This is a genomic window from Streptomyces sp. NPDC049954 (assembly GCF_040656295.1).
In the GTDB taxonomy this organism is placed as follows: Bacteria; Actinomycetota; Actinomycetes; order Streptomycetales; family Streptomycetaceae; genus Streptomyces.
Genome location: NZ_JBFALS010000009.1, coordinates 12,640 through 37,378 on the forward strand (window position 1 = coordinate 12,640; position 24,739 = coordinate 37,378).

Consider the following 24,739-nt stretch of genomic DNA (forward strand, 5'->3'; position numbering starts at 1 on the left):
CAGGGCCGGAGCGCGTCGACGAGGTGGGGAGAGCCGGTCATGAGTACTACGGGGACGACGGCCACGGCCCTGGTGATCCAGCACGGGCCCGCCGGCGGACTCGGCCCCTGGGCGGGCTGGCTGGCCGGACGGGGCGTACGGGCACACGTGCTGCCCGCGTACGAAGGAGCCCCGGTCCCCGACCGGCTCGAACACGACGCGCTCGTCGTCCTCGGCGGTGCCTATCTCCCCGACGACGACGCGCGCGCCCCGTGGCTGCCCGCGACCCGGGACCTCGTACGCCAGGCCCTGAGCGGAGCGACCCCGCTGTTCGGCATCTGCCTCGGAGGCCAGATGCTCGCCCAGGTCGCGGGCGGCGAGGTGCGCGCAGAGCACGGCACCCCGGAGTTCGGCAGCACCCGGCTCAGCCTGCGCCCCGAAGCCGCGCACGACCCGCTGTTCCACGGTCTGCCCGCGCACCCCCGGGCCATCGAGAACCACGTCGACGCCATCACCGCGCTCCCCCCGGGCGCCCACTGGCTTGCGCACAGCGAGCACTGCCCCTACCAGGGGTTCCGGGTCGGCCCCTCGGCGTGGGGCGTGCAGTTCCACCCGGAGGCGACGGCCGAACGGATCCGGCACTGGAACCCCGGCCGGCTGTCCCGGCACGGCGCCCCGGACCCCGAGACCCTGCGTGCCCTCGCCCTGCGCGAGGAGCCGTCCACCGTCGAGACCTGGCGCACGGTCGCCCACCGCTTCGCCGACGTGGTGACCTCGGCGGAACGCTGAGACCGGCGGCTGCCTCTCAGCGCGGCCCGAGCCCGGCCTCCAGCGCCGCCCGGAACTGCGGCCGGGCGCTGAGCCGCTCCACGTACGCCAGCAGCCGCAGGCGGCCGGGATGCTCCTCCAGCGCGGCCCGCAGCTCGCCCCCGTGTCCGGCGGCCGGCCACAGCAGTGCCGCCCAGACGTCGACGTCGGAAGCGGTCAGCGCCTCGCCCCACACATGGGGGCTGTCCGTCAGACGCCGGTCGATCTCGTCCAACACCGCCCCAGAGCAGTGGTGTTCGCGTTCCTCGGGCAGGGGATGGAGCAGGGACTCCAGCCGGTCGATGTCGGCGGCGCGGCACGCGGGCCGCAGCCCGGGCGCCCCGGGGCGGCCGTCGCGGGCGGGGGAGGGGAACCGGTCCGTGAGGTCGCGCAGGATGTCCGGGGCGTGGTTGCTGACCACCCGGCCGCTCCACCGGTCGCACAGGGCCGGCACGGAGAGCGGCCCCGCGTACCGGTGCCGCGCCGCCTCGTAGGCGTGCCGCAGCCCCGCCTCCGCCGAGGGCGTGACGCCCGGCGTGCCCAGGACCGTCACGGGCACCTCCTCGCGCAGGCCCAGCAGGCCCAGCGTGACGAACACCCGCAGCGCGTCGGGACAGTGGCCGCGCAGGTACACCTCGTAGCGGTGCGGCGCCGGATAGAAGCCCCGGGCGGCCGAACTGCCGATCCGGCCGCGGAAGACGGGGGCGGGCAGGGAAGGGCGGACGAGCGTCGCGAGGGGGTGCTGCGCCTGGTCGTGGGTGTGCGGGGCGGTAGCGGTCATGGCTCTCCAACTCATCTGACTCGGCGGGGTGTCCGGAGCCGGCGAAACGGGCGCGGAAGGAGGGACGTACAGGAGGGCGGAGCGGGGCGCGGGGGTCCCGGCGGGCCCGCCCGGTGCGGAACGGCGAGCCGGACGCAGGTCCTGACCCGTCGTGAACGGTGCGGCACGGCGTGGGCAGGGGCCGCACGGGGCGCGCCGGCGATCCGCCCGTCAGCGGAGACGGACAGCGGCGCTGCACACCCGCAGCAGATCGATGTGCAGCCGACGGGTCAAGGTGCGGCGCCGGGGAGCGGGCGAGGAGGCCGGTCGCCGGCGCGGCATCCGCGTCGCTTCCCTGACCGTTCCTGACATCCCCACCAGTCCCCTCCCGGGTTCGCCGGAGGCAAACCACGCTTGCCCCGCCGCCGTCGGCGGGACCCGGTCGTCACCCGGGGCACCCCATCGCGGCGGAAGGGTTGCCTGTCAGCGGGCCGGGGCCGATGAACCGCGTACGGGGTCTGCGCGCGCGGGCGCTGACGATCGTGACCGTCCTCCTCAGTGTCACGGGGCCCGCAACGGCCGTCAAGACCGGTCTCGTGGCGCGGACTTCGCAAGCGACCACGGTCTGCCCCTGGTAGGCGTGCATCGCGTCCAGGTCCCGCGCGGTGAACAGGCGCAGCGTCAGGCGTGGAGTACGCAGGGGGAGGAGGGGGCCCGGATCCACGGGCGGCCTTCTTCGGCGGCGGGGTGCGGACGCCGGGTGGTGGACGGGGAGCGCCCCGCACCCGGCGTCGGAGTCCTGCCACGATCCTCCGAGGTCCGCCCGCGCGGCGCAGGCGGTTTCGGCGCCCGCGCCCCGGCCCGCCGGGCGCCCGACGGACCGGTACTCCCCGTCGGGTGCCCGGCGCGCACGGCTGTCAGGAGACGGCGGGCACCCCCTCGGGCGCCGGCAGGAACCCCGTCGTACGAAACCAGGTCAGGTAGCGGGTCAGGACCTCCTCGGTCAGGACCGGCAGACGCACGCCCCGGGCCGCCGCCGCGGTGATCGTCCGGCTGGAGTCGAAGCGGCGCCGGTCCGTCGCCCCGTGCCGGTCGTCGGACTCGTCACCCAGGAACAGTTGTGCCGCGTTGTCCTGCTGCGCCGCGACACGGGCCCGCCACCGCGCAGCGGGGACGGTGCGCAGCTCGTGGCCGAGGCGGGCGGCCACCTCGAAGACCGTGCGCAGACCGGGGGCCTCGGGGTGCGTGAGATGGAACGGCTCCGTGGCGTCCCCGCCACAGGTGGCGAGCGCCACGACCGCCGCGCTGACGTAGTCCACGGGCACCCAGTCGGTCGACCCGTACGGCAGGTCCGGCACCATCCCCGCCTGGAGGCAGCCCTTGATGAGCTGCCACAGCAGATCCCGGTCCTGGCAGGCCCCCGTGGTGGTGTCGCCGCTGATGCGGCCCGGCCGGTAGACGGTCACCGGCAGGCCGCGTTCCCGGGCCAGACCGAGAAGTCCCTCGGCGACCCACTTGCTCCGCGCGTACCCGTCGGGCAGTCCGGCCGCCGGGCCGGTCGGCGTCGACTCCGTGATGACGGCCTGTCCGGCGGCGGAGGCGGGGGCGTAGACGCTCGTGGTCGAGACGTAGTGCATCCCGGGGGAGGCCGAGTCGGCGAGCAGGCGCAGCAGCTCCTCGGTGCCGGCCACGTTGGGGGCCCGCAGATCCCCGTACCCGGCGGCGAAGTTGACGCGCGCGCCGTTGTGCAGCACGAGGCCGAGACGGCGCACCAGAGCGGCCCGCTCCTCGGGCGGCAGGCCGAGGCCCGGGGCGGCGAGATCGCCGGGCACGGGCCGGATCAGGTCCGCGTACCGCTCGCGCCACAGGCCGTAGCGCTCCAGGTTGGCCCGCAGCCGGTGGGCTGCCCGTCGCCCGTCCTCGGCCCGTACCAGGCAGTCGACCGGTTCGCCGGTGGTCTCGATCAGGTCGCGCAGGAGGAAGGCGCCGAGGAAGCCGGACGCGCCGGTCAGGAAGGGCCGGGGCGAAGGACGCGAGGGGCGCGGGGCGGGGACACCGTCCGGGCCGCGCCGTCCCGTGCCCGTGATGTCCGGGGCCAGCCGGACCTCGGCGGCGAGATCGGTCGTGAGGGAGGGCTCCTCGCGCCCGCCCTCCGTCCCCGCCAGGTAGCGGTCGACGCCCTCGACGGTGGGAGCCGCGAACAGCGCCCGCAGGGACGGCCGTCGACCGCAGCGTTCGCCGATCCGCTGGGCCAGGGTCACGGCGAGCAGCGAGTGGCCGCCCAGCGCGAAGAAGTCGTCCGTGAGGCCGACCTCGGGCACGCCGAGCGTCTCGGCGAACGCCGCGCACAGGTCCCGCTGCCGGGCGGTGCGCGGCGCACCGCCCGAGGCCGGTGCGGCCGGTCCCGGCGCGGGCAGGGCCCGCCGGTCGGTCTTCCCGTTGGGGGTGACGGGCAGGGCGGTCAGACGGACATGGGCGGACGGGATCATGTGGTCGGGCAGGGTCGTCGCGAGACGGGCCCGGATCTCGGCCTCCTCCCAGCCCGTCGCCGTCCCGTCCGCGGGCACGGTGTAGGCGACCAGACGCCGGTCGCCGGGCCGGTCCTCGCGGACCATGGCGCAGGCCGCACGGACTCCGGGCAGCGAGGTCAGAGCGGCCTCCACCTCCCCGAGTTCGATGCGGAAGCCGCGGAGCTTGACCTGGTCGTCGACGCGCGAGACGTAGCGCAGCTCGCCCTCGGCCGTCCAGCGCACCAGATCGCCGGTGCGGTACATGCGGCCCCCGGCGGTGTCGAAGGGGTCGGCCACGAAACGCGAGGCCGTCAGGGCCGCCCGGCCGTGGTACCCGCGGGCGAGGCCCGCACCGGACACGTACAGTTCGCCGACGACACCGGGCGGCACGGGCGCCAGCCGCTCGTCCAGGACGTGGACCCGCGTGCCGTCGACGGGGACACCGATGGACACGCTGCGGTCCGGGGCGAGCGGGCCCTGTGCGTGCTGGAAGCCGCTCATGGTGGCGCAGACGGTGGTCTCCGTCGGCCCGTACGCGTTGACCAGGAACCGGTCCCGCGCCCACTCCCGCGCCAGCGCGGGCGGGCACGCCTCCCCGGCGAGCACCAGTGTGGTCCCCGCGGGGAGCGAGCCGGGCGGCATGACCGCGAGCGCGGGGGGCGGCAGAGTGAGGTGGGTGACGCCGCGTTCGCGCACCAGGGCCGCGAGAGTGGGCCCCGGCAGCAGGGCCTCGCGGGTGTCGATCTCCAGGCAGGCGCCCGAGAGCACGCCCATGCACAGCTCCCAGAACGCGGCGTCGAAGCTGACGGACGCCATGTGCAGCACCCGGCTGCCCGGTCCCGCGCCCAGCCGCTCTCCCTGCGTCCTGACCAGGGCGCCGACGCCCCCGTGGGTGACCACGACGCCCTTGGGCCGGCCCGTGGAGCCGGACGTGTAGATGACGTACGCGGGGTGCGCGGGGAGCAGCGCGGGAGCGGCGGGTACGTCTTCTGCGGGTGCCCCGGCCGGGGCACCCTGCCCGGTGTCCGCCACGTGCAGGTACGGCACCCGCGTCTGCGGGAGGCGGCGGTGCGTCTCGGGCGTGGTCAGGAGCAGGCGCGGCCGGGCGTCGTCGAGCATGTACGACAGGCGCCGGGCCGGGTAGTCCGGGTCGAGCGGCAGGTAGGCGGCCCCGGCCTTGAGGACGCCGAGCAGCGCCACGACCAGTTCGTGGGTGCGGGGCAGGGCGACGGCCACCCGGTCCTCCGGACCGATGCCGCGGGCCCGCAGGTGGTGGGCCACCGCGTCGGCGCGCGCGTTCAGTTCACGGTAGGTGAGGCTGGTACCGGCGTCGCGGAGGGCCGGGGCGTCCGGGCTGCGCCGCACCCGGCGCTCGAACAGCGCGGGGACCGTGGACTGCGGCAGGTCCTTGTCGGGACCGGTGCCCCAGGCGCCGAGACGGTCGCGCTCGGCGACGGTGAGCACGTCGTACGTGTGCAGGGGGCGGCCCGGGTCGCTGCTCACGGCGTCGAGCAGCAGGACGAGTCGCTCGGCGAGCCCGTGGACCGTCGCCGCGTCGAAGAGTTCCGTCGCGTAGTCCACGGTGGCCCGCAGGCCGCTGAGCGTGCCGTCGGCCCCGTAGGTCTCGGTGAAGGTGAAGGACAGGTCGAACTTGCTGACTCCCAGGTCGACCGGCACGCCGCTCACGCTGAGGCCGGGCAGGGCGACGGGGGCGGCCGGAGTGTGGTTCTGGAGCACCAGCATGGTCTGGAAGAGCGGGGGGTGGTTCTGCGAACGCGCCGGGTTGAGCAGTTCCACCAGCCGCTCGAAGGGGACGTCCTGGTGCGCGTACGCCGAGAGGTCGAACTCCTTGACGCGATCCAGTAGTTCGAGAAAGGTCGGATCGCCGCTCAGGTCCGTGCGCAGCACGAGCGTGTTCACGAAGAAGCCGACGACGTCCGCGACGGCCTCGTCGGTACGTCCGGCGACCGCCGTGCCCAGCGGGATGTCCTCGCCCGCGCCGTGCCGCGAGAGCACGAGGGACAACGCGGCCTGGAGCACCATGAAGACACTGCTTCCGCCGAACCGGGCGAGGTCCGCGATCCGCTGGGCGGTGGCACCGTCGACAGCGAACTCGTGGGTGGCGCCGCCGTGTTGCGGCACCGCGGGACGCGGCCGGTCCCACGGCAGCTCGATCAGCTCCGGGAGCCCGGCCAACGCCTCCTTCCAGAAGTCGAGCTGACGGGCGACAAGGCTCTCGGGCGTGCTCTCGTCGCCGAGCAGGCGGCGCTGCCAGAGGGTGTAGTCGGCGTAGTCGACGGCGCGTTCGGCCCACGCGGGGGCCTCGGCGCGGCTGCGGGCCCGGTAGGCGACGCCGAGGTCCTGGGCGAGAGGCGCCAGCGAGGAGCCGTCCGCGGCGATGTGGTGGATGACGAGCACCAGGACATGGGAGTTCTCGGCCAGCCGCAGCAGGGTCGCCCGCAGCGGCAGCTCGCGCTCGACGTCGATCGACACGCCCGCCAGCGCGTCGACACGGTGGTGGAGTCCGTCCTCCGCCACGTCCTCCCGGCCGTACGGCAGACGCGCCTCGTGCGCCGCGAGGACGTGCTGACGCGGTACGCCGTCGTGCTCGGGGAAGACGGTGCGCAGGGCGGCGTGCCGGGCGAGGACGTCCCCCAGGGCGAGCCGCAGGGCCTGAGCGTCGAGTGGCCCGTCGAGGCGCACGGCGAAGGGGATGTTGTACGTCGCGGACGGGCCTTCGAGGCGGTGCAGGAACCACAGGCGCTGCTGCGCGAAGGACAGCGGCACCGTCTCGGGACGCTCCCCCGCCACGAGGGCGGGGCGGGCCGGGCGGTTCTCCTGCGCCAGGGCGACGGCGAGCGCGGCCACCGTCGGGTGCTCGAAGAGCGTACGGATCTCGGTCTCGGTGCCCAGCGCCGAACGGACCCGGCCCACGAGGCGGGTGGCGAGCAGTGAATGGCCGCCCAGAGCGAAGAAGTCGTCCTCGGCGCCGACCCGCTCCACTCCGAGCACGTCGGCGAACAGCCCGGCGAGGATCTCCTCGTGGGCGCCGCGCGCCGGCCGGCCCACCGCCGTGCTCGGCCCGGCGGGCGCGGGCAGGGCCGCCCGGTCGAGCTTGCCGTTGGTGGTCAGGGGCAGCGCGTCCAGCGGCTGCACGGCGCTCGGCACGAGGTAGGCGGGCAGGAGGCGGCCGAGGTGCGCGGTGAGCAGGTCCGCGTCCGCGGTGTGCCCGGGCGCGGGCACGACGTAGGCGGTGAGGGTGCGATCACCCGGCAGGTCCTCACGGACCACGACGCAGGCCGCGCGCACGGACGGATGCGCCAGCAGCGCCGCCTCGATCTCGGCGGGTTCGATGCGATGACCGCGCAGTTTGATCTGCTGGTCCGCCCGCGCCACGTAGTGCGGCGCGCCGTCGACGCCCAGCCGCACGAGGTCGCCGGTGCGGTACATGCGGGCCCCGGTGGAGGAGAAGGGATCGGCGACGAAGCGGGTCGCGGTGAGGCCCGGGCGGCCCAGATAGCCGCGGGCCACCCCGGGGCCCGCGACGTACAACTCGCCCTCCGCGCCCACCGGGACGGGCCGCAGCGCCGCGTCCAGCACGTAGGCGCGCATCCCGTCGAGCGGCCGGCCGATCGGCGGCACCCCGGCGGGGGCGTCAGGACGCACGCGGTGGAGCGTGGCGAACGTGGTGGTCTCGGTGGGCCCGTAGGCGTTGAGGACCGCCGTACCGGGGTGGGCGGCGGCGACCCGCTGGAGCACCCCGGGCGCGGCGGCCTCACCGCCGGCCGCCGCCAGCCGCAGCAGCCCCAGAGCGCCGGGGTCGGTCTCGGCGACGACGTTGAACAGCGCCGTCGTCAGGAAAGCCGCCGTCACCCCGTGGCGGGCGACGAGTTCGCGCAGCACGGCGGGCTGAAGAGTGCCCTCGGGGGCCACGACGACCCGGCCGCCGTTGAGCAGGGGCACCCAGATCTCGAAGGTCGAGGCGTCGAACACGTACGCCGAGTGCAGCAGGACACCATCCGCGACCCCCTCACCCCAGGTGCGGTCCGCCGCGAGAGCGGTCAGGTCGCCGTGCGTGACGCCGACGCCCTTGGGCAGACCCGTCGACCCGGAGGTGAACATCACGTACGCGAGCCGGGAGCCGTCCGTGACCACGGGCAGCTCTCCCGGGGTCGCCGGGCCGCCACTGAGGACCCGCCCCGCACGGTCCACCGTCACCACCGGCACCTCGGGGCCGAGCGCGCGCACCCAGGGATGCGTGCGGGTGCTCTCGTCGACGATCAGCGCACGCGGGACGGCCACCTCGGCGACCCGCAGAAGCCGCTCGGCGGGCCAGCGCGGATCGAGGGGCACATAGGCCGCCCCTGCCCGCAGAGCCGCCAAGGACGCGGTGACCAGGGCCGTCGAGCGGCCCAGGAGGACCCCGACGCCGTCCTCGGCGCCGGTTCCGAGACCCGTCAGCGCGCCGGCCAATGCGTCACCGAGGGACACCAGTTGGCCGTAGGTAAGGTGTTCGCCGGCTCCCGAGACGGCCGGCGCCTCCGGGTGACGGGCGGCGAGACGGGCGACGGCCTGCGCCACGCCCCCGCCGTCCTGGACGGGGCGCAACTCGCCGCCGCGCCCCAGGCCGAGCAGCGCCTCGTGTTCGCCGTCCAGCAGGACGGGGACCGAGTCGGCCCGCCGGTCCAGGCCCCGCCCCATCTCCGTGAGCAGGCGCCGCATCCGGTCGACCGTACGCGCCACCTCCTCGCGGTCCAGGGCGGCGGCCCGGTACCCGAAGGTGATCCGCAAGCTGTCGCCGGGGGCGATGGTGAGGGTGAGCGGGTAGTGGGCGGCGTCGGTGCCGCTGAACCCGGTGACGGCCAGCCCCGGCAGCCCCTGCCGCGCCGAACGCAGGGCCTCGGCGTCCATCGGGTAGTTCTCGAACACGGCCAGCGTGTCGAAGAGTTCGTCCAGACCCGTGAGGTCCCGCGTCTCGGTCAGCCCCACGTACTGGCTGCCCAGGAGACGGCCCTGCTCCTCCTGGAGCCGGGTCAGCAGCGCGGCCAGCGTCTCACCGGGCACCGTGCGCAGCCGCACCGGGACGGTGTTGATGAACAGGCCCACCATGGTCTCGATCCCGGGCACCTCCGGCGGGCGGCCGGAGACGGTGGTGCCGAACACGACGTCGGGACGCCCCGTGAGCTGCGTGAGCAGAAGGCCCCAGGCGCCCTGGATTAGGGTGTTGAGGGTGAGCCGGTGGGCTCGGGCGCTCTCGCGCAGCAGCCGTGTCGTGGCCTCGCCCAGGTCGAGGACGAGCGTCTCGGGCAACTCGCCGGAACCGGCGAGAGCCGCGCCCACGCCCTCGCGCCGGGACAGCAGGGTCGGCGCCTCGATCCCCTCCAGGGCCGTGCGCCACGCGTCCAGAGCGGCGGCGCGGTCCTGCCGGGCCAGCCACGCGAGGTAGGTGCGGTACGGGGTGACTCGCGGCAGCGCCCGGTCGTCACCCCCGTTCGCGTACAGCTCGAACAGTTCCCGCACGAGCAGCGGCATCGACCAGCCGTCGAGCAGGATGTGGTGGCTGGTCATCACCAGCCGGTGGCGCTCCGGCGCGGTGCGCACCAGGGTGAAGCGCATCAGCGGCGGCGTGGTGAGGTCGAAACGCCGGACCCGGTCGGCGGCGAGGAACGCGTCCAGCCGCTCCTGCGGCGTACCCGTCCCGTCCGCCGTGCTCAGGTCCAGCTCCGCCAGCGGCACCGGCACCTCGGCGGCGACGGCCTGCACCGGCTCGTCCAGGCCCTCGTGGAGGAAGCCGACGCGCAGATTGGCGTGCCGCCGCAGCAGGGCGCCGATCGCGGACCGCAACCGCGGTACACCGACCGGCCCTTCGAGCTCGAACACGAACTGCGAGGTGTACACGTCGACCTCGCGCGAGTCGTACAGCGCGTGGAAGAGCATCCCCGCCTGGAGCGGTGTCAGTGGCAGTACGTCCTCCAACTGGAACCCGGTCACTTGCGTCCACCCCACTTGTTCTGCAGTCGGTCGATCTGGGCCTGGTTCAGCGAGACCAGGGGGAGGTCGGACGGCGTCCAGCCGCCCGCCTCGGGTCGTTCGGCGTACTCGGCCAGGGCGCGCAGGGCGCTGCCGAAGCCCTCGGACAGGGCCTCCACGTCCTCGTCCTTGAGCAGGTCGCCCGGCCACGTCCAGCGGGTCACCAGCCGCGGGCCGTCCGGCAGGTCCTCGGTGTGCGCGTTGATGTCGACGACGTGGTGCACGGGCATGTCCGGGTCCTGGCTGCGCGGCCCGCCGCCGTCGAGCAGCACCTCCCAGTCGGCGCCCGCGTCCCCGGAGCCGTCCGGCGTCCCGGGCGAGGCGGCGTACCGGCCCAGGTAGTTGAAGCCGATCTGCGGTTGCGGCGCGGCGGCCAGCCGGGACCGGGTGGCCGGGTTGAGGTAGCGCAGCATGCCGTAGCCGACGCCGTGGTCGGGAACGGCCCGCAACTGCTCCTTGACGCGTTTGAGGGCCCGTTCGACCACGGCCGCGTCGAAGTGTCCCGGAGCGAAGCCGTCGAGGGGACCGGGATCGAGCCGGACCGGGTACAGACTCGTGAACCAGCCGACCGTACGGGACAGGTCCAGGTGCTCGGCGATCTGCTCGCGGCCGTGCCCCTCCAGGTCGACCAGGACGCCGGTGTCCGCCGGGCGCGCCCCGCCGAGCCGGGCCGCCCGCTCCCCGCGCCACGCGCGGACCGCGAGCGCCAGCCCCGTCAGCAGCACGTCGTCCACCCCGGCGTGGAAGGCGGCGGGGACGGTGGTCAGCAGGGGCTTCGTCCACGTCGCGGGCAGGCGGGTCACCACGGTCCGGGTCCGGTCGGCGGTGTCCAGACCGGGATCGAGCGGCCGATAGCCCAGCTGCGGGTCGGGGGTCGCCAGGGCCGACTCCCACAGCGGGAGTTCCGCCTCCCGCTCGGCGCTGGTCGCCTGGGCGTTCAGCAGCCGCGCCCAGCCGCGGTAGGACGTCGGGACGGGGGGCAGCGCCGCCGCCGGGGCGGGCCGCCCGCCCGCGGCAGCGCGAGCGGTGACGATCTGCCAGGCGGCGGCCAGATCGGTGGCGAGGACGCGCCAGGAGACCGCGTCGACGGCCAGGTGGTGGACGACGAGCAGCAGCCGCCCCGGGGCCCGCGCCCCGGCGTCGCACCACACGGCCTCGACCACGTTCCCGTCCCCGGGCCGCAGCCGCCTGCGGGCCTCCTCACCCGACGCGTTCAGGGCGGCGCGGACCGCGTCGGCGTCCAGGCCCGCGACGTCGACCCGGGTCAGGCGGCTGCGGGCCGGCACCGACCCCGGTGGCAGGGCTTCGAGGACCGGCTCCCCTTCGGCCGGCCGGACCACTCGCAGCCGGAGCATGTCGTGCTGGTCGAGCAGGAGTTGCAGGGCGGCGACGAGGAGATCCTGTTCGGCGCCCGGCGGGGTCCGCAGCACCCCGGACTGGTTGTAGCCGTCCGTGGCGGCGGGCCGCTCCAGGAGCCCCGCGACGATCGGTGTCGGCGGCAGCACACCGGTGCCGGTCTCGGCCGGCGCCGCGGTGTCCCGGTCGAGCGCGCCGGCGACCGCCGCGATGGCCTCCGGGGTGCGGTGGAGGAAGACGTCACGCGGGGTGACGCCGTAACCGGCCTCCCGGACCCGGCTGACGACCTGGATGGAGAGGATGCTGTCGCCTCCGAGAGCGAAGAAGTCGTCGTCGGCCCGGACGGGGGTGCGCAGCACGGCGGCGAACACCTCGCACAGGACGCGCTCGCGCGCCGTGCGCGGCTCCCCGCCCGTCCGGGCGGCGGCGGGACGCACCGGGACCGGCAGCGCCCGCCGGTCCGTCTTGCCGTTCGGCAGCAGCGGCAGCGCGTCGAGCGCGACGAAGACGCCGGGCACCATGTACGGCGGCAGGACCGCCGCGAGGCGGGCCCGCAGCTCGCTGTCGGCCGCAGGGGCGACCCCGTGCCCCTCCCGGACGAGGTAGGCGACCAGCCGCCGTTCGCCCGGCCGGTCCTCGCGGACCACGGCGCAGGCCGCGGACACGCCGTCGAGCGCGGTGAGAGCGGACTCGATCTCGCCGAGCTCGATGCGGAAGCCGTTCAGCTTCACCTGGTCGTCGGCGCGCGAGACGTAGGTGAGCAGACCGTCGGCGCCCCGTCGCACGAGGTCGCCCGTGCGGTACATGCGGCTGCCCTCGGGGCCGTGGGGATCGGCGACGAACCGTGCCGAGGTCAGGCCCGGACGCCCCAGGTAGCCGCGCGCCAGACCCTCACCCGCGACGTACAGCTCGCCGGTCACCCCGACCGGCACCGGCCGCAGAGCGGCGTCCAGGACGTGGGCGCGCGTGTTGTCGACGGGACCGCCGAGCGGCACGCTCCCCTCTTCCGCGCCGGGGCCCGCCGCGGCGCCCCGGTAGTGGTGGGCGGTGGCGTCGATGGTCGTCTCGGTCGGCCCGTACAGGTTGTGCACGTCGACCCGCCACTGACGGGCGGCGCGTTCGGCCAGCGAGCGGGTCAGGGGCTCGCCACCGCACAGGACGGCCCGCAGACTCGCGGGCCGCTCCCGCGCGGCGGTCTCGGCCAGGACGAGCGACAGATGCGCGGGCACGAACTGGGCCAGCGTGACACCCAGTTCGCGCATCCGGTCCAGCAGCCCGGCCGGGTCGTGGTTGACGGAGGGCGGCACCGGGCAGGTCGACCCGCCGTGCAGAAGCGGCAGCCAGGTCTCCCAGACGGAGGCGTCGAAGCTCGGCGAGGTGCGGGCGAGGACCCGGTCCGCACCGGTGAGGCCGAGGTGGTCCGCCATCCACGCCATGTGGTTGGTCAGCGAGGCGTGGGTGACGACGACCCCCTTGGGCCGGCTGGTGGAGCCCGAGGTGTAGATGACGTACGCCGCGTCGCGCGGGTCGGGCGCCGTGGCGGGCGGTGTCACCCGCCCGGTGGACCACGCCGACCGGTCGTCGAGCGCGAGGCAGGGCACCGGCGGGGCGATCCGTACGGTGCCGTGGGTGAGGAGCAGCGCGGGGCGGGCCTCCTCGACCATGTGGGCGATCCGCGCCGCGGGGTACTCCAGGTCGACCGGCAGGTAGGCGGCCCCCGCCTTGGCCACCGCGAGCATCGCGACGACCTGGTCGGCGGTGCCGGCCAGCGCGAGCGCGACGAGGTCCCCACGGCCGATGTTCCTGTCGAGCAGGTGGTGAGCCAAGTCGTCGGACAGAGCGTCCAGTTCGCTGAAGGTGAGGTCGTGTGCGCCGCCCCTGACGGCGATCGCCTCAGGGGTCCGCAGGCACTGCGCGCGGAACGCCTCGGGCACGGTGCGTGCCGCGACGGGCCGGAGCCGGCCGTGCGCGGCCCTCTCCAGCGCCTGCCGCTCGGCGTCGTCCGACACGTCCACCCGGTGGACACGCAGGCCCGGGTCGGTGGCGAGCGGACCCAGCAGGCGGGTCAGCCGGTCGGCCAGGGCGTGCGCGGTGGTGGGGGTGAACAGTTCGGTGGAGAACTCCAGCACGCCGGCCAGGCCCCCGGGCCGCCCCGCGCCGTCGCGGGTCTCGGTGAAGGTGAAGCTCAGGTCGAACTTGCTGATGCCGGTACGCACCGGCTGCGGTGTCACCGTGAGACCGGACAGGCCGACCGCGGCGTCCTCCAGGTTCTGCAGGACCAGCATGGTCTGGAACAGCGGATGGTGGTTCTGCGCCCGCACCGGACTGAGGGCGTCCACCAGCCGCTCGAAGGGAACGTCCTGACGGGCGTACGCGGCGAGGTCGAACTCGCGCACCCGGTCGACGACTTCGCCGAAGGTGGGGTCGCCGCTCAGGTCGGTGCGCAGGACGAGGGTGTTCACGAAGAAGCCCACCAGCTCGTCCAGCGCCTCGTCGGTGCGTCCGGCGACGGCGGTGCCGAGCGGGATGTCCGTCCCGGCGCCGTGCCGGGACAGCAGCACCGAGACGGCCGCCTGGAGCACCATGAACAGGCTGCACCCGCGGGCCCGGGCGAGGTCCGCGAGAGCCCGGTGGGTGTCCGCGTCGACCGAGAAGGCGTACGCCTCGCCGCGGTGCGCCAGGACGGCGGGGCGCGGCCGGTCGCAGGGCAGGTCGAGCAGCTCCGGGGCGCCGGCGAGCGCGGTGCGCCAGAAGTCGAGCTGCCGGGCGGCCCTGCTCGACGGGTCCTCCTCGTCGCCGAGCAGCGCACGCTGCCACAGGGTGTAGTCGGCGTACTGGACGGCGAGTCCGGGCCACGAGGGTTCCACGCCCTCGACGCGCGCCCGGTAGGCCCCGGCCAGATCGCGGGCGAGCGGGGCCAGGGACCAGCCGTCACCCGCGATGTGGTGGACGAGCAGCACCAGGACGTGGGCCTCGGCCCCCAGCCGCAGCAGCCGCGCGCGCACCGGCAGCTCGGTGCTCACGTCGAAGGCGTGCGCCACCTCGGCGGTCAGCACCTCGTCGAGGCGCGCCTCGTCGGTGTCCCGGGGTGTCAGGTCGAGATCGGCGCTCGTGGCCTCGCGGACGAGCTGACGCGCCACGCCCCCCGTGTCGGGGAAGACGGTGCGCAGGCTCTCGTGGCGGGCGACGACGTCCACGAGGGCGCTCTCCAGGGCGTCCACGTCGAGCGGCCCGTCCAGGCGCAGGACGAGCGGCACGTTGTACGTGGCGCTCGGCCCCTCGAACCGGTTGAGGAACCACAGCCGCTGCTGCGCGAAGGACAGCGGCAGCGGATCGGGGCGGCGGGCGGCGCGCTCCAGGGCGGGCCTGGCCTCCCCGGCGCCGTCCAGCGCCGCCGCGAGCGCGGCCGGCGTGGGGTGCTCGAAGAGAGTTCTCACCTCGACCTCCACCCCGAGCGCGGTACGGATCCGGGCGGCCAGCCGGGTGGCGAGCAGCGAATGCCCGCCCAGGGCGAAGAAGTCGTCCTCGACGCCCGCCTCGCCGAGGCCGAGCACCCCGGCGAAGAGCGAGCACAGGATCTCCTCGCGCACGCTGCGCGGTGCCCGTCCGCCCCCGGCGGCCTGCCGCTCGGGCGCCGGCAGGGCCCGCCGGTCCACCTTTCCGTTGACGGTCAGCGGCAGCGCGTCCAGCGGGACGAACGCCGAGGGCACCATGTACGCGGGCAGGGAGCGGCCCACGGACCGCGCGAGTTCGCCCGCGTCGAGGCGGACGCCCGCGGCGGGCACCACGTACGCGACGAGCCCGCGCTCGCCCGCGGCGTCCTCGCGGACGAGGACGAAGGAGTCGGCGACGCCCTCGCAGCACGCGAGCACGCCCTCGATCTCGCCGAGCTCGATGCGGTAGCCGCGCAGTTTGACCTGGCTGTCGGCGCGGGCGACGTACGCGATCTGCCCGTCCCGCGTCCACCGCACGAGGTCGCCGGTGCGGTACATGCGGCCGCCCGGGGTGGCGAAGGGGTCGGCCACGAAGCGTGCGGCCGTCAGCCCGGGGAGCCCCGTGTAGCCGCGCGCCACTCCGCGTCCGGCGAGGTACAACTCGCCCACGACGCCCGGCGGGACGGGGACCAGGGACGGGCCGAGGACGTACAGGCGCATGCCGTCCAGGGGACGCCCGATCGGCGGCGGGCCCGGCGGCAGACCGGCGGACACCTCGTAGCGGGTGGCGAAGGTGGTGGTCTCGGTGGGGCCGTACACGTGCAGGACCCGGACACCGGGAGCGCTGCCCGCGACCCGCTGCATCGCGTCGGGGGAGGCCAGTTCACCCCCGGCGCACACCAGCCGCAGACCGCTGAAGGCGCCGGGATCGGTCTCGGCGATCACGTTGAACAGGGCCGTGGTCAGGAACACGGCGCTCACCCCGTGCTCGTGGACGGCGTCGCCGAGGGCCCGGGCCTCCAGGACCCCCTCGGGGGCTACGACCACCCGGCCACCGTGCAGGAGCGGAGCCCAGATCTCGAAGGTGGAGGCGTCGAAGACGTAGGCCGAGTGCATCAGGACGGCGTCGGCGGCCCCGTCCTCCCAGGCGGAGTCCGCCGTGAGCGCGACCACGTCGGCGTGCGTGACACCGACGCCCTTGGGCAGCCCGGTCGAGCCGGAGGTGAACATCACGTAGGCGAGGGCGTCCGGCCCCGGCACCGGACCCGGGTGGCCCGGCCGCTCGGGCGCTCCCCGCAGGACCCGGCCGAGCCGGTCCACGACCACGACCGGCATCCGGCGGGCCGCCGCGCTCACCCAGGGGGTGTCCAGCGCTTCCTCGTCGACGACCAGGACCCGCAGGTGGACCGCCCCGGCGACCTGGTCCAGCCGCTCCCGCGGCCAGCGGGCGTCCAGCGGGACGTACGCACCGGCCGCGCGGACCGTGCCGAGCGACACCGACACCACGGCCGGCGCCCGGCCGAGCAGCACACCGACCGCGGTCTCCGGGCCGACGTCCAGGCCCGCCAGGACACCCGCCAAGTCGGAGGAGATCCGGTCGAGTTCGGCGTAGGTGACGGAAGTGTCCTCGTCGGTGACGGCCACGGCGTGCGGGGTGCGAGCGGCCCGGTCCGCGAAGAGGGCGGGCAGGGTGGACCCCCCGGAACCCGCGGGCAGCGCGCGGCCGGCGCCCCACCGTGTGACCCGGTCGTGTTCCCCGTGGGTCAACAGCTCGTAGCGCGCGAGCGGCAGACCGGGGTCGGCGACCACCTGCTCCAGCAGACGCAGCAGCCGCGAGGCGAGGGTCTGGACGGTGTCGCGGTCGAACAGGGCGGTGGCGTACTCGATCCCGCCGTCGAGTCCGTCCTCGCCCTGTTCCTCGGTGAACGCGAAGGTGAGGTCGAACTTGCTCAGCCCGTTGTGGACGAGCCGGTCCTCGACGGTGAGCCCCGGCAGGTCGGGGCGGGCCGTCTCCTGGTTCTGGAGCACCAGCATGGTCTGGAACAGCGGATGGTGGTTGCGGGCCCTGACCGGGTTCACGCTCTCCACGAGGCGCTCGAAGGGCACGTCCTGGTGTGCGTAGGCGGAGAGGTCGAACTCCCGCACCCGCCGCAACAGTTCACGGAAGCTCGGGCTGCCCGAGAGATCCGTTCTCAGGACCAGCGTGTTGACGAAGAAGCCGACCATGTCCTCCAGGGCCTCGTCGGTGCGGCCGGCGACCGGCGAGCCGAGCGGAATGTCCTCGCCCGCGCCGTGCCGGTGCAGCAGCGTGGCCACCGCCGCCTGGAGGACCATGAACAGGCTGCTGCCCGACTCCCTCGCCAGGCGCAGCAGCCCGGAGTGCACCTCGGGCGGGACGGCGAAGGTGTGGACGGCGCCCCTCGGGTCGGTGGTGGCAGGACGCGGCCGGTCCAGCGGCAGGTCGATCAGCCCGGGCAGGCCCGCGAGCGCCTCGTGCCAATGGTCGAGCTGCGCGCGCAGGACGCCCCGCGTCCCCTCGCCCTCGCCCAGGGCGGCGTGCTGCCACAGGGCGTAGTCGGCGTACTGGAGCGGGACCCCGGCGCTCAGCACCGGCGCCTCGCCGAGGAGCCGGGCCCGGTAGGCCGTCCCGAGGTGACGGGCGAGCGGGGCGAGGGACCAGCCGTCGCCCGCGATGTGGTGCAGGACGAGCACCAGGACGTGGTGGCCGGGCGCGGAGCGCAGCAGCAGGGCGCGCAACGGCGGGTCCCTGAGCACGTCGAACGGCTCGCGCACCGCGGCCAGTACGGCCGCCTCCACCTCGCCCGGCGCGGTGCTCGCGACCGGCAGCCGCGGTGTGGCGGTGTCCGCGGACAGCACCGACTGGTACGGGACGCCGGCCTGCTCGGGGAACACGGTGCGCAGCGCCTCGTGCCGCCGCACGACGTCGCGCAGCGCCGCCCGCAGGGCGTCCGTGTCCAGGGCGCCGTCGAGTTCGAGGACGAGCGGGATGTTGTAGGCGGAGTTCGGGCCTTCGAGCCGGTTGAGGAACCACAGCCGCTGCTGCGCGAAGGACAGCGGCAGCGGATCGGGCCGCTCCCGCACGGGCACCACCGGTGGGCGGGAGCGGCCCGGCGCGTCCAGGACGTGGGCCAGTCCCGCGACGGTCGGGTGCTCGAAGAGGGTGCGTACCGCGATCTCGGCGCCCAGCACGGCGCGGACCCGGCTGACGACCCGCATGGCGAGCAGCGAGTGACCGCCGAGTTCGAAGAAGCTGTCGTGCGGGCCGACGGCCGGGCGGTGCAGGACCTCGGCGAAGATCCCGGCGAGCAGCTCCTCCTGCGGGCTGAGCCGGGCCGTGCCGCCGGGAGCGCCCGGCTCCGCTCCGGGCTCCGGCAGGGCGCGCCGGTCCACCTTCCCGTTGGGCAGGAGCGGTAGCTCGTCCAGGACCAGAACGGCGCCGGGCACCATATAGTGCGGCAGGTTCTCGGCGAGGGCGTCCCGCAGCGCGGCGGGGCGCGGCGCGGGGCCGGCGCCCACGACGTAGGCGACGAGGCGGCGCACGCCCGGTCTGTCCTCACGGATCACCGCGCAGGCGGCGGTGACCCCGGGGTGGGCCAGGAGCGCGGCCTCCACCTCGCCCAACTCCACGCGGAAACCGCGCAGTTTGACCTGGTCGTCGGCGCGCGCGACAAAGTCGAGCAGACCGTCCCGGTTCCAGCGCACCAGGTCGCCGGTGCGGTACATCCGGGCGCCGTCGGCGGCGAAGGGATCGGCGACGAACCGGGTGGCCGTCAGGCCCCTGCGCTCCAGGTAGCCACGGGCGAGACCGGCCCCCGACAGGTACAGCTCCCCGGTGACCCCGGCCGGAACGGGCCGCAGCCGGCCGTCGAGCACGTAGCCGCGCACGGCGTCGACGGGGCGGCCGATCGGCACCGTCTCGGACAGAGCGCCCGAAGCCGCCCGGCCCGCCGTCTCCGGACCGCCCACCCGGTGGGCGGTGGCGTCGATGGTGGCCTCGGTGGGCCCGTACAGGTTGTGCACCTCGGCCCGCCACAGCTCGCGGACCTCGTCGGCGAGCGCGCGCGGCAGGGGTTCCCCGCCGCACAGGACGGCCCGCAGCCGGGGCAGGCCGGCGGTGTGCGCCGCCTCGGCGAGCACGAGATGCAGGTGCGAGGGGACGAACTGGGCGACCGTGACGCCGAACCGGCCCATCCAGGAGACGAGTTCACGGGGCTCCTGGTTGGCGCCGGGCGGCAGCACACAGACCTCGGCGCCGTACATCAGCGGAAGCCACACCTCCCACACCGAGGCGTCGAAACTGGACGAGGTGCGGGCGAGGACCCGGTCGTCCGGGCCGAGGTCCAGGTGCCGCGCCATCCAGGCCATGTGATTGGCGAGCGCGCCGTGCGACACCACCACCCCCTTGGGGCGGCCGGTGGAGCCGGAGGTGTAGATGACGTACGCGGGGTCCGCCGGGTGCGGGGCGTGCGGGAGGGGCGGCACGGGGCCCGCGGGCCACAGGGCCGGATCGTCCAGGGCGAGCCGGGGAATCCCGCCGGCGGGCAGGTCCGTCAGGAGGTCCGCGGTGGTGAGGAGCAGGGCGGGCCGTGCGTCGTCGAGCATGTGCCGGATACGGGCGGGCGGATACTGCGGATCGACGGGCAGATAGGCCGCCCCGGCCCGCAGTACCCCGAGCATGCCTGTGACGGCGTCCACCGACGGCGGCGCGGCGAGCGCCACCCGGTCCTCACGCCCCACGCCCCGCTCGCGCAGGACCTGGGCGACGGCGTCGGCGCGGGCGTCGAGTTCGGCGTAGGTGAGGTGCGTACGGGCGTCGCGCACCGCCGTCGCGTCGGGCGTGCGGGCGGCCCGCTCGCGGACCGCTTCGGGAGCGTTGGGGGTGAGCTCCACACGCTCCACTCCGCGCCCCTGACCGAGGAGGCGCTCGCGTTCGCCGGGCACGAGCGGGTCCAGCGTGCTGACCGGCCGGTCCGGTGCGGCGACGGCCTGCGACAGGACGCGTGCGAACCGGGCGCACAGGGCGTGGGCGGTGTCGGCGTCGAACAGGTCGGTGGCGTACTCCAGATACCCCCCGATGCCGTCGGCCCCGGCGTCCACCGGCCCGCCGTCCTCGGGGTGTTCGGCGGACCCGGTGTACTCGGTGAGCGACAGGGTCAGGTCGAACTTGCTGATCCCGGTGTGCCGCGAGCGGTCGTGGACGGTGAGGCCGGGCAGGTCGAGGGCGTCCTGCTGCTGGTTCTGGAGGACCAGCATGGTCTGGAACAGCGGGTGATGGCCGCCGGAACGCTCGGGGTTGAGCACCTCCACGAGCCGCTCGAAGGGGAGGTCGCCGTTGCTGAAGGCGGCGAGATCGAACTCCCGCACCCGCTCCAGGAGTTCCCGGAACGTCGGGTCGCCCGACAGGTCCGTGCGCAGGACGACGGTGTTGACGAAGAAGCCGATCGCGTCGTCCAGGGCCTCGTCCGCGCGTCCGGCCACCGCGGTCCCCAGCGGGATGTCGGTGCCCGCACCGTGGGCGTGCAGGGTGAGGGCGAGCGCGGCGTGCAGCACCATGAAGGGGGTGCAGCCGGCGGCGCGGGAGAGCCCGACGAGTGCGGTGTGCGCGTCGGCGGGCAGCGCGAAGGGGACGATGTCGCCCCGGTGGCTGGGCACGGCCGGCCGGGGCCGGTCGAGAGGCAGGTCGACCAGGTCGGGGGCGCCGCGCAGCGCCTCCTGCCAGAAGGCGAGCCGGCGCGCGGCCGGACTGTCCGGGTCCGGGTCCTGGTCCTCGCCGAGCAGCCGGCGCTGCCACAGGGTGTAGTCGGCGTACTGCACGCGCAGCGGAGGCCAGTCCGGGTGTCCGGCGCCGGTGGCCCTGGCGCGGTAGGCGGCGCCGAGGTCGCGGCGGAGCGGGGCGAGGGACCAGCCGTCGGCGACGACGTGGTGCAGCACGAGCACCAGGACGTGCCGGTCTGTGGACAGCCGCAGCAGATGGGCGCGGAAGGTGGCGTCGCCCGCGAGGTCGAAGGCGGCGCGGGCCAGGCGGCGCACCGTCTCCTCGGCCCAGCCGTCCGCGTTCTCCCCGGCCGGGGGCAGTTCGACGACGAGAGGGACCAGCGCGGTGGCGGTGTCCGCGTCGAGCACCACCTGACGGGGGACCCCGCCCTGCTCGGCGAAGACGGTGCGCAGACTCTCGTGCCGGGCCACCACGTCGGCCAGGGCACCGCGCAGGGCGTCCGCGTCCAGGGGCCCTTCGAGGTCCAGGACGAGCGGCACGTTGTAGGTGTCGCTCGGGCCCTCGACGCGGTTGAGGAACCACAGGCGCTGCTGCGCGAAGGACAGCGGCACCACCTCGGGCCGCTCCTGCGGGACGAGGGCGGGCCGGGCCGCCCCCACCGTGTCGAGGACGGCGGCGAGGGAGGCCACCGTCGGATGTTCGAAGACGGTGCGCAGGTCGAGTTCCGCGCCCAGCGCGGTGCGCACCCGGCCGGCGAGGCGGGTGGCGAGCAGGGAGTGTCCGCCCAGGGAGAAGAAGTTGTCCTCGGCGCCGACCGCGGGCACCCCGAGGACATCGGCGAACAGGCCCGCCAGGACCTCCTCGTAGGTGGTGCGCGGGGCCCGCCCCGTGGTGGCGGCGCGCGGCGCGGGCAGCGCGCGACGGTCGACCTTGCCGTTGGCGTTCAGCGGCAGCGCGTCGAGGCACACGAACCGCGAGGGCACCATGTACGCGGGCAGGACGCGCCCCGCGCGGCGGGCGAGCGCCGCCTCGTCCGGCAGCGTGCCGGCCGCCGGTACGACGTACGCGACGAGCCGCCGGTCCCCGGGTACGTCCTCGCGCACCAGGACGCAGGCGGCCCGCACGTCCGGGTCGGCGAGCAGGGCGCTCTCCGTCTCGGCCGGCTCGATCCGGAAGCCGCGCAGCTTGACCTGCCCGTCCGCGCGCCCCACGTACTCGATGTCACCGTGCGCCGTCCAGCGCACGAGGTCGCCGGTGCGGTACATCCGGGCGCCGTGCTCGGCGTGGGGGTCGGCGACGAAACGGCCGGCGGTCAGCCCCGCCTGGCCGAGATAGCCGCGGGCCAGGCCCCGGCCGCCGAGGTACAGCTCCCCGACGACACCGGGCGGCAGCACGGCGAGGTCGTCGTCGAGCACGTACAGGCGCATCCCGTCCAGGGCGCGGCCGATGGGCGGCACGCCCGCCGTCGCGGGGGAGACCGGGTGGCGGGTGGCGAAGGTGGTGGTCTCCGTGGGCCCGTACACGTGCAGGACCCGCGTGCCGGTCAGCGCGGCGGCCACCCGCCCCATCAGGCCCGGCGCCGCGGCCTCACCACCGGCCGCCACCAGGCGCAGTCCGGCGAAGGCCGACGGGTCCGTCTCGGCCACCAGGTTGAACAGGGCCGTGGTCAGGAACAGCGCGGTCACCCCGTGCCGCCGCACCGTCTCCTTGAGGACACGCGCCTCCAGGACCCCCTCGGGGGCGACGACCACCCGGCCGCCGTTGAGCAGCGGCACCCAGATGTCGAAGGTGGAGGCGTCGAAGACGTAGGCCGAGTGCAGCAGCACCGCCGCGCAGGCGCCGTCCGCCCAGGTCGAGTCGGCGCTCAGGGCGAGCACGTCGTCGTGGGTGACACCGACCCCCTTGGGCAGTCCGGTGGAGCCGGAGGTGAACATCACGTAGGCGAGCTGCTCGCCCCGGGTCACCCGCGGCAGCGGTCCTGGACGCGGCGGAGCGCCGTGCAGGACGGCGCCGAGACGGCTGACGACGATCACCGGCACCGAGGCCGCCCGCTGTCGCACCCAGGGCAGGGCGGCGGCGGCCTCGTCGACCACCAGAGCCCGGACCCGGGCGATCTCGGCGACCCTGCCGAGCCGTTCGGCCGGCCAGTCCGGGTCCATCGGCACGTACGCGGCCCCCGCGCCCACCGCGCCGAGGGTCGCGCACACCACGGCCGCCGAACGCCCCACGAGCACCCCGACGCCGTCCTCCGCGCCGAGGCCCCAGCCGGTCAGGGCGCTGGAGAGCCCGTCCGCCGCCCGTGCCAGTTCCCGGTACGAGAGGGTGTCGTCGCCGTCCACCACGGCCGGTGCCCCCGGTGTGCGCCGCGCCCGCGCGGCGAAGGCCGCCGGCAGCCCCGTGACCTCGTCGTCCACCGGCAGGCCGGCCCCGCGCCCCCGTGCGAGCAGCGCCTGGGCGGCGGCGCCGTCGAGGAGGGGGAGATCGCGCAGGAGGGCGCCGGAGTCGGCGCGGGCCAGGGCCGTGAGGAAGGAGACGACGGCCTGCTGGTGCAGGGCCACGTCCTCCTGGCGGTACAGCTCCGGACTGCTGTCGAAACCGATCAGGGGGCCCTGGCCCTCGGAGCGTTCGGAGACGAACAGGGACACGTCGTCGACCGGGCCGATCGACAGGACCCGGGAGGTGGCGGGGGCGCCGGCGAAGTCGAGGCCGTAGTCGTAGCCCATGATGTTGACGACGATGTCGGTCAGGCGCGCCGCCCCGTCGCTCAGGTTCAGCTCGCGGGCCAGCTGTTCGCGCGAGAAGCGGCGGTGGCGCAGGGCCCCGCGCATCTCGGTGGCGACGGCCCGCACGAGTGCGCCGACCGTCATGTCGGGCGCGAGCGTCAGACGCAGCGGCAGGATGGTGGCGGTCATGCCGGCGATGTGCCGCAGCCCGCCGGGCCGGCCGTGGGAGGCGAGGCCGACGGTGACGTCCGCTCTCCCGGTGACCCGGCCGACGTACGCGGCGACCGCGCTCACGAGGACGGCGGTCCAGCTCGTGCGTCCGGCGGTGGCGAGTGCGCGCAGGTCGTCGAGGACGGAGCGGGGCAGGGTCTCGCCGCCGTGCAGGTGCTGCACCTCCGATCCGCCGGGGCCGGCCGGCACGTCGGTCCGCCGGCGGATGAGCGGGGAGCCGCCGCGCGACGAGGTCCCGGCCGCCCCGTCCGCCGCTTCGCCGGTGGCCAGGTCGGCGAACCTGCCGGTCCAGTAGGCCCGGTCGGCCTCGTAGCGGTCCGAGGCGCGGTAGGCCACCTCGTCGGCTATCAGCTCGCGCAGCGGGGCGGCGGGCAGCTCGACCTCGGCGGGGTCCTCGCCGTGTACGGCGCGCCCGTAGAGGTCGGCCACCGTGCGGGCCAGGACGGCGCCGCTGAGACCGTCGACAGCGATGTGGTGGTAGCGGACGTACCAGTAGTGGTGCCCCGGCCCCAGCCGCAGCAACGCGTGGTGGTGGTGCGGGGCGCGCAGGTGGTCGACCGTGGCCATGTCCTCGGCCATGTAGCGCTCCGCCGCGGCCCGGGGGTCCTTCTCGTCGCCGAGGTCGATCACCCTGAGCCGGTCGTCCGCGGTCGCGGGCCGGGGGAGGACGCGCTGACGGATCGTCTCGTCCCGCTCGACGAACTCGACGTTGAGGCTGTCGCAGGCGGCGACGGCCCGGCCCACCGCGGCGGCGAACAACTTCTCGTCGAGGTCGCCCAGAATCTCCAGGCATTCACCGATGTTGTATTTCGGGCTGTCCGGGTCGACCAGTTGCCCATACCAAACACCTTGTTGGGCAGGGGTCAGTTCAAGGAATTCTGCCGGAACTGCGGGCGGGGAGAGCGGTCGGTTTTCGTGCATGCCGGTCGACACCTTCGGGAGGAGTTTTTCTGGGACGACGGAGAAGGCGTGACGACGATCACGCCCGTGCGCCGATCGTCGATGACGGGCCGACCGGTGAAATCGGGGAGAAGCATCACCGTGCCCGTGGCGTCAGCGCTTTCGGGGCCGCATACCGGACGGCGCGAGCCCGGTACGCGGCCGTTCATTTCCTCGCGCACAGAAGGCCAGGACTCAATATCATCCGTTGACATTCATTCCGGCCATATGAA

At 75.1% G+C, this 24,739-nt stretch carries 4 protein-coding genes and 1 riboswitch; of the genes, 1 reads left to right on the top strand and 3 read right to left on the bottom strand.

The window, feature by feature from the left end:
* Positions 1 to 39 precede the first annotated feature (39 nt).
* Positions 40 to 768: a type 1 glutamine amidotransferase gene (locus tag AB0J21_RS21470; protein WP_363147657.1), complete on the top strand. Its 729-nt coding sequence runs from the start codon at positions 40 to 42 to the stop codon at positions 766 to 768.
* A 16-nt stretch (positions 769 to 784) separates the two neighbouring features.
* On the opposite strand, the gene AB0J21_RS21475 is transcribed toward AB0J21_RS21470, so the two are convergent.
* The 3 genes from AB0J21_RS21475 to AB0J21_RS21485 form a co-directional block, all read right to left on the bottom strand.
* Positions 785 to 1,567 (bottom strand): cell envelope biogenesis protein OmpA, encoded by a 783-nt coding sequence (locus AB0J21_RS21475; protein WP_363147658.1) that lies wholly within the window; start codon positions 1,565 to 1,567, stop codon positions 785 to 787.
* Between the two features lie 384 nt (positions 1,568 to 1,951).
* Positions 1,952 to 2,094, bottom strand: a riboswitch (SAM riboswitch).
* Between the two features lie 369 nt (positions 2,095 to 2,463).
* Positions 2,464 to 10,047: an amino acid adenylation domain-containing protein gene (locus AB0J21_RS21480; protein WP_363147659.1), complete on the bottom strand. Its 7,584-nt coding sequence runs from the start codon at positions 10,045 to 10,047 to the stop codon at positions 2,464 to 2,466.
* On the bottom strand, positions 10,044 to 24,488 hold the full coding sequence (locus tag AB0J21_RS21485; RefSeq protein WP_363147660.1) for an amino acid adenylation domain-containing protein: 14,445 nt from the start codon (positions 24,486 to 24,488) through the stop codon (positions 10,044 to 10,046). The genes AB0J21_RS21480 and AB0J21_RS21485 overlap by 4 nt, the downstream gene beginning before the upstream one ends.
* Positions 24,489 to 24,739: the final 251 nt, after the last annotated feature.